Here is a 5,825-nt window from a genome sequence, read left to right as displayed (position 1 = left end):
GTCGGCATGGTCACTGTCAAAGAGTGCCAGCAAGACATTGATGTCAAGGAGTGCGCGCTTCACTCGTGTTCTTCCTCCCGTAGCTGGTTGATGAGGGTATTCGTCACGGTGACACCACGGTGCGGAAGCGGTGTGAATCCGTGGAAACCCTCGCCTTCTTCTTCGCTGGAGGCACGACTAGTGCTGGTCAGCGCTTGTCGGGCCAGCGCGGACATGACCTTCCCCATCGTGCTGTTCTCCCTTCGTGCCCGTTCGCGTACTGCGAAGAGGACATCGTCGTCAATATCCAATGTGGTGCGCATACATCTGATGCTACGACATCACGGGCGTATGCGGGCTCGACCAATGCTCAGCGGCCAAGCGCGTGGGTCTGTTTGCGGGCGGCGGTACCGTTGTTCGGAAGCTGGCTCATCGGATCGGTGAGTGACCCGTCGGTGTAGACCATGAAATGCAGGTGGCACCCGGTGGAGAGGCCAGTGGTGCCGGCCCAGCCGATCACCTCGCCTTTGGCCACCGGCTGCCCGTGGGCGACGCCGAACCGCGAGAGGTGGCTGTACGAGGTTGTGAGGGCCGTGCCGCCCACCGATCCATGGTCGATGGTGATCTGCAAGCCGTACGCGCCCCTGTTGCCGAGGCCGGAAACCTCGCCCGCAGCCGAGGCGCGGATTGGATTCCCACATGCGGCCCGGAAGTCGGTGCCGTCGTGTAGCTTGCGCTCGCCGGTGACGGGATGCGTGCGCATGCCGTACGGGGACGTCACGTACGGGTCCGCGACCGGCCAGCCAAGCGTCGTGTCCGCTGAAGGAGGGTCTGGAGGAGGTGGCGGCTCCTCGGTGAGGGCGCGGTCGCCGAGCGGTAGTAGCCGGATCTCCCTGGTGACGGTATCGACCAAGGTCAATGGATCGACGTAGGTGTCGCCGTCGATCGCTCCCCAGTGCAGGCACGAGTCGGGTGCGCAGTGGCTGCCGATCTCCGCGACCACGCCGATCTGTTCCCCTGCTGACACGGTCGATCCCACCGTGACCACGGGATCGACCGGCTCGTAGGTGGTCCGGACGTCGCCGTGCTGAACGACCACCACGCCGCGTCCGGCCAGCAGCCCGGCGTAGGTGACCTCGCCTGAGCCGGCTGCTCGAACCTCGGACCCGCCGGGCGCGCGCAGATCGACGCCCCGGTGGCCGGCCTGCCAGGGTTGATCCGGCGGATCGAAGCCCTGCGCGATGTCTGCCGGTCCACCGGGCGCACCGACGGGAATCTCCCACTGTTCCGGACCACGCGCGGCGATCAATGCGGACGCTGCCAGCGCGAGAGCGAGTACACGCCCCGTCGCACGTGCCATTCTGCGAGGGAAGCCCCGTCGTGCCTCGCACCTCTCCGAAGCCTCGTTCGGCATGGCTGCCATTGAGCCCGACTGGAGAAAGTCAAGGCCGGTTTGCGGCGTCTTGCTGTCGATATCCATTGAATCAACATGATGAGATGCCATGGCGTCGATCATCGTCGATACGACCTGTGATGTCAGTAGCTTGCCCGCGAATGTGGATAAGTGTTCGGTGTTAGCTGTCTGTGCAGGTTAAGGCCCTGTGGACAGAGTTTCTGGCGGGGGCAACACAGGGACTGAACGGTCCCGCAACAATGGCTCGGCGTCACGGGGCGCAGGTGGACGGACACACCCGGAGATTCGAAAGGGTCGAGATCGAAGCAAGGGGTATGTAGCGTTGTCGGGTGCCCTGACGCAGGCGTCAGGAGGGCCGCGCCGTACGTGAGCGTGACAAGAAGAGAACTGAGAGGGCGTGATGAGAGCTATGGCGCGATTCCGGCGAGATGGCATCTGGAGGCTGACCGCCACGGCTTTCGCAGCCGTATTGGTCCTGGCCGCCTGTGGTGGCGACGACGAGGGCGTACCCGTCGACGGCGACGACGCCGAGAACGGCGCGGACGAGGGTGGAGGTCAGGGCGGGACGCTGATCGCCGCCATCTCCGGCGAGCCCGATCAGTTCGACCCGCACAACACGTCCGCCTACGCGAGTTTCCAGGTGCTGGAGAACGTCTACGACACGCTCGTCGTGCCGGACGCCGAAGGCGAGTTCCAGCCCAGCCTCGCCACCGACTGGACGACAAGCGAGGACGGCCTGACCTGGACGTTCAACCTGCGTGATGACGTGGTCTTCCACGACGGCAAGGAGTTCACCGCAGACGACGTCCTCTACTCGTTCAACCGCATCATCGACAACGAGATGGCCAACGCCTACCGGTTCGCGTCGGTGGAGGAGATCACCGCGGAGGACCCGCAGACGGTCGTCATCACTTTGAGCGAGCCGACGCCCGCTCTGCTAGACAACATCGGTGGCTTCAAAGGAACGGCGATCATCCCGGAAGGTGCCGCCGACGATCTCGATCTCGCCACTGAGGCCAACGGCACCGGCCCTTTCGAGCTCGGTGATCCCGCCGCGAGTGGCGTGACACTGACCGCTTACGAGGACTACTTCGATGGCGCGCCGTCGATCGACGAGGTGGAGTTCCGGTACATCGGCGAGGCGACGACCGCGCTGACCTCGCTGGAGACCGGGGAGATCCACTGGACCGACAACATCCCCCCGCAGCAGGTCGAGAGCCTGCAGGGCGAGGACGGCGTCGAGGTGGGTGTCTCGCCCAGCGTCGATTACTGGTACCTGGCGCTGAACCAGGAGGTGGAGCCCTGGGACCAGGTAGAGGCCCGGCAGGCGGTGGCGTACGGCGTAGACCGGCAGCAGGTGGTCGACGTCGCGCAGTTCGGCGCCGCCACGGTGAACCAGACCGCCATCCCTGAGGACAACTTCTGGTACCACGACTACGCGCCGTTCGACCACGACCCGGACCAGGCCGCCGACCTGCTCAGCTCGGCCGGTGTCGAGGAGGGGCAGGAGCTCGGGCTGATGGTGGTGCAGGACACCGAGGGCGTGCAGGCTGCCCAGGCGATCGAGGCGAACCTCGGGGATATCGGCATCGACGTCACCATCGAGCAGGAGCCGGACGGCACCTGGCTGGACCGCCAAGCCGAGGGGGACTTCGACGCGTTCATGTGGTCGTGGCTGGGCAACCTCGACCCGTTCGGCTTCTACCACGCTCAGCACCACAGCGAGGGTGGCTTCAACGCCCAGGGTTACGACAACCCCGAGGTGGACGACCTGCTCGGGCAGGCGGCCACCGAGACGGATCAGGACGCGCGTAAGGGGCTTTACGACCAGGCCGCCGAGATGATCGTCGACGACGTCAGCTACCTCTACCTGTACAACCCGGACGTCGTGCAGGCATGGGCAGACGGGCTCGGAGGCTACGAGGTCCGGCCGGACCGGGCGATCAACTTCGAGAACGTCACGCTCCCGGAATGAGGCAGGGCCCGGCCGAGTTCCTGAGCGTGTCCGGCGCATGCCGGGGCGTGCGGTGCGCGCGTGACGGAGGACGACGGCACACGCCTCGGTGTCGTGGGAGGCAGCGTTGAGCGGATACGTGGTGCGCCGGCTGTTCCAGTCGGTGATCGTCCTGATCGGGGTCAGCATCCTGGTCTTCGCGATCATGCATCTGGTGCCCGGCGACCCGATCCGGCAGGCGCTGGGCACCAGGGGCACCGAGGAGACCTACCTGGCCATGCGGGAGCGTGCCGGGCTGGACGATCCGCTGGTGATCCAGTACTTCAACTGGATCGGGTCGGCCTTGACCGGGGACCTCGGGGTGAGCTTCCGTAGCGGTCAGCCGGTGATGAACCTGATCACGGAACGGGTGCCTGCGACGGTGTCGCTCGCGGCGGCGGCGATCGTCGTCGCGCTGCTCATCGCCATTCCGCTGGGCACGCTGTCGGCGTTGAAACCCCGTTCGCCGATGGACTGGTTCGCGACTGTGAGCAGCCAGGCCGGACTGAGCATTCCGGACTTCTGGATGGGCATCATGCTCATCCTGCTCTTCGCCGGCACTCTCGGCTGGCTGCCGTCAGGCGGGTATGTGGGCTTGACCGATGATCCGGTGGAGTGGGCCAGACACCTGATCATGCCCGCGGTGACGGCCGGTGTGGCGAGCGGATCGATCATGACCCGGTTCGTACGTTCCTCGGTTCTGGAAGCGCTGGGCCAGGACTACGTCCGCACCGCCCGGGCCAAGGGCATGCGTGCCCGGGATGTCCTGACCTGGCACGTGCTCCGTAACGCGCTGGTCCCGCTGGTGACCGTCGGCGGCGTTCAGCTCGCGTACCTGCTGTCCGGCGTCGTGATCGTCGAGATCGTCTTCGCCTGGCCGGGTCTGGGCCAGATGGCGTTGATAGCGGTCGAGTCCCGCGACTACCCGTTGCTGCAGGGCGCGGTCCTGCTGTTCGCGGTGATCTTCCTCGTCGTGAACCTCATCGTCGACCTGGCGTACGCGAAACTCGACCCCCGGATCAGCTACGAGCAAGGAGCGGCGAGGTGACGAGCGAGCGGAGCGGCCGGCGTCTGGCGGTGCTCGCAAGGATGGTTGTGGATGGGAGCCGTCCGTGGAGTGAGCGAGGAACCGAGCGTGACCGGGAAAGAGGAGCGGCGAGGTGACGAGCGAGCGGAGCGGCGACGTGCCTGACGATGAACAGCTGGACACGCTGCCGGTCGCCGGAGAAAAGCACCGCGCGCGGTGGGTGGAGACACTTCATCTGCTGGTCCGCAACCCGATGGCGGTCGCGTCGTCGTTGGTGTTACTGGCGCTGATCGTCGTCGGCCTGTTCGGCGGCTCACTGGCACCGTATGGGTTCAACGAGCAGTTCGTCGGCGATCAGCTGGAATCGCCGTCGGGTTCGCACTGGTTCGGCACGGACGACTTCGGCCGGGACGTGTTCTCCAGGGTGCTGCTCGGCGCAGAGGTCTCGCTCCGGGTCGGTGCGGTGGCCGTCGGTATCTCGCTGGTGGCGGGCGTGTTGATAGGGCTGTTCGCCGGGTACTACGGCCGCTGGATCGACGACGCTCTGATGCGGTTCATGGACATGCTCTTCGCGTTCCCGGCGCTGCTCATGGCGATCGCGGTCCTCGCGATCCTGGGCCGCGGGGAGACGAACGCGATGATCGCCATCGGGATCGTGTACACGCCCATATTCGCTCGCGTCACCAGGGCGAGCGTGCTGACCGTACGGGAAGAGGTGTTCATCCGGGCGTCGCGGTCGAGCGGTGCCGGCGACGCGCGCGTCATCTTCCGGCATGTGCTGCCCAACGCGGCCCCTCCCATCATCGTGCAGACCACGATCAGCCTGGCCTTCGCGATCCTCTCGGAAGCGGCATTGAGCTTCATCGGGCTCGGCACGCAACCCCCGGACCCGTCGTGGGGACGGATGCTCTCGGAAGGGCGGGGTTTCATCGAGCAGGCGTGGTGGATGGCGCTCTTCCCCGGCCTGGCGATCTTCGTGACGGTGCTGGCGTTCAACGTGCTCGGAGACGCCCTGCGCGACGTGCTGGACCCACGGCAGCGATCCGCGCTCTCGGGGAAGGGAGCGGCGAGGTGACGAGCGAGTGGAGTGGGCGGCGTAGCGGGGGACGAGCACAGGTGTCCGCGGAGTGAGTGAGGAGCCGAGCGTGACTGGGGAAGCAGGGAACGGCGAGGTGACGAGCGAGTGGAGTGGGCGGCGTAGCGAGGGACGAGCGCAGGTGTCCGCGGAGTGAGTGAGGAGCCGAGCGTGACTGGGGAAGCAGGGAGCGGCGAGGTGACGGAGCCGGTGCTGAGTGTTCGGGACTTGCATGTCGGGTTCCGTACGAGGCGCGGACTGGCGCGCGTCGTCAACGGCGTGTCATACGACGTGGAGCCTGGGAAGACGCTAGCGATCGTCGGCGAGTCGGGCTCCG

General features: G+C 66.3%; 5 protein-coding genes and 1 pseudogene. 3 read left to right on the top strand and 3 right to left on the bottom strand.

The window, feature by feature from the left end:
- From ELR45_RS42915 to ELR45_RS24375, 3 genes and pseudogenes are all read right to left on the bottom strand, one after another.
- Positions 1-63: pseudogene (locus tag ELR45_RS42915) on the bottom strand (VapC toxin family PIN domain ribonuclease); the annotation flags it as partial.
- Entirely contained in the window at positions 60-302 is a 243-nt protein-coding gene (locus ELR45_RS24380) for an antitoxin (protein ID WP_129668675.1), read from the bottom strand. The pseudogene ELR45_RS42915 and the gene ELR45_RS24380, both read right to left, overlap by 4 nt.
- A 47-nt stretch (positions 303-349) precedes the next feature.
- Positions 350-1,339 carry a M23 family metallopeptidase gene (locus ELR45_RS24375; RefSeq protein WP_129668674.1) on the bottom strand — a complete coding sequence of 330 codons (990 nt, stop codon included), beginning with the start codon at positions 1,337-1,339 and terminating at the stop codon, positions 350-352.
- A 463-nt stretch (positions 1,340-1,802) separates the two neighbouring features.
- On the opposite strand from ELR45_RS24375, the gene ELR45_RS24370 reads away from it, so the two are divergent.
- The 3 genes from ELR45_RS24370 (at position 1,803) to ELR45_RS24360 (ending at position 5,488) form a co-directional block, all read left to right on the top strand.
- Positions 1,803-3,368, top strand: a complete 1,566-nt coding sequence (locus tag ELR45_RS24370) for an ABC transporter substrate-binding protein (RefSeq protein ID WP_129668673.1) — start codon at positions 1,803-1,805, stop codon at positions 3,366-3,368.
- Between the two features lie 106 nt (positions 3,369-3,474).
- Positions 3,475-4,434 (top strand): ABC transporter permease, encoded by a 960-nt coding sequence (locus ELR45_RS24365; protein ID WP_129668672.1) that lies wholly within the window; start codon positions 3,475-3,477, stop codon positions 4,432-4,434.
- A gap of 232 nt (positions 4,435-4,666) precedes the next feature.
- Positions 4,667-5,488: an ABC transporter permease gene (locus ELR45_RS24360; RefSeq protein ID WP_129668785.1), complete on the top strand. Its 822-nt coding sequence runs from the start codon at positions 4,667-4,669 to the stop codon at positions 5,486-5,488.
- The last annotated feature ends 337 nt before the right edge of the window (positions 5,489-5,825 follow it).

This window comes from Phytoactinopolyspora endophytica, from assembly GCF_004138495.1.
Classification (GTDB): Bacteria; Actinomycetota; Actinomycetes; order Jiangellales; family Jiangellaceae; genus Phytoactinopolyspora; species Phytoactinopolyspora endophytica.
Note: the sequence above shows the minus strand (reverse complement) of the source record. Positions and strands in the feature narration are given on the sequence as shown.

What these genes read in the sequence shown, in the direction of transcription:
- ELR45_RS24380 (WP_129668675.1), bottom strand. Translation starts at nt 302, where the DNA reads ATGCGCACCACATTGGATATTGACGACGATGTCCTCTTCGCAGTACGC.
- ELR45_RS24375 (WP_129668674.1), bottom strand. Translation starts at nt 1,339, where the DNA reads ATGGCACGTGCGACGGGGCGTGTACTCGCTCTCGCGCTGGCAGCGTCC.
- ELR45_RS24370 (WP_129668673.1), top strand. Translation starts at nt 1,803, where the DNA reads ATGGCGCGATTCCGGCGAGATGGCATCTGGAGGCTGACCGCCACGGCT.
- ELR45_RS24360 (WP_129668785.1), top strand. Translation starts at nt 4,667, where the DNA reads ATGGCGGTCGCGTCGTCGTTGGTGTTACTGGCGCTGATCGTCGTCGGC.